This window comes from Streptomyces sp. P5F9 (assembly GCF_057961495.1).
Genome location: NZ_JBXVPZ010000975.1, coordinates 1 through 969, shown reverse-complemented (window position 1 = coordinate 969; position 969 = coordinate 1). Strand labels below are relative to the sequence as shown.

The window sequence follows — 969 nt, the reverse complement described above, 5'->3', positions numbered from 1 at the left end:
GGGTCGGGATGCTCGGGTTCACCTTGTTGGGGCTTGGGTTGTGTGTGCTGGTGCCGCAGACCTTTGCGGCGGCTGGGCGGTTGTTCCCGGGGGCTTCGGATACGGCCATTGCGCGGCTCAATGTGTTCAATTACGTCGGGTTTCTGATCGGTTCGCCGTTGGTGGGGGCGCTGGGTGACGCCTGGAGTTATCGCGGGGCGATGCTCGTGCCGATGGTGTTGGTGCTGGTGACGTTGGTGTACGCCCGCTCGTTCGCGCCGCCGGCGGGCCGGTACGGTGACGGGCATGAGCGGGCGCGCACAGCTGATGTGGGACGAGGCAGTAACGGGCTATGACTTCGGCCGGGACCATCCGATGGACCCGGTCAGGCTCGCCCTGACCCGGAGACTCGTCGACGCCTTCGGGCTCGACAAGGACGTGGACGTGGTGGCGGCCAAGCCCGCGGGTGATTCGACTCTGCGGTTGGTTCACCGGGAGGACTACGTCGAGGCGGTGAAGGCGGCCTCGGCTGATCCGGAGTCGGCGGACGGGGCGTATGGGCTCGGGACCATGGATGATCCTGCCTTTGCCGGGATGCATGAGGTGTCGGCGCTGATCGCGGGGCAGTCGGTGGGGGCCGCTGAGGCTGTGTGGGCCGGGGATGTTCTGCATGCCGTGAACTTCTCGGGCGGGTTGCATCACGCCATGCCGGGGGCTGCCTCGGGGTTCTGTATCTACAACGACGCCTCGCTGGCTATTGCTCGGCTGTTGGAGCTGGGGGCCGAGCGGATCGCGTATGTCGATGTGGACGTGCATCACGGGGACGGGGTCCAGGCGGCGTTCTGGGACGACCCCCGGGTGTTGACGATCTCCCTGCATGAGCATCCTCGGACGTTGTTCCCGCAGACCGGGTGGCCGGAGGAGACCGGGGCCGGGAAGGGGGAGGGCTCCGCGGTCAATGTGGCGTTGCCGGCCGGGACCGGGGACGCG

At 67.7% G+C, this 969-nt stretch carries 2 protein-coding genes; both read left to right on the top strand.

Annotated features, from left to right (window positions below):
* On the top strand, positions 1 to 335 hold a 335-nt coding region (locus AC31A1_RS51910), incomplete at its 5' end, for an MFS transporter (RefSeq protein ID WP_489659994.1).
* Positions 286 to 969: arginase family protein (locus AC31A1_RS51905; RefSeq protein WP_489659993.1), on the top strand; the 684-nt coding region annotated here is incomplete at its 3' end. The genes AC31A1_RS51910 and AC31A1_RS51905, both read left to right, overlap by 50 nt.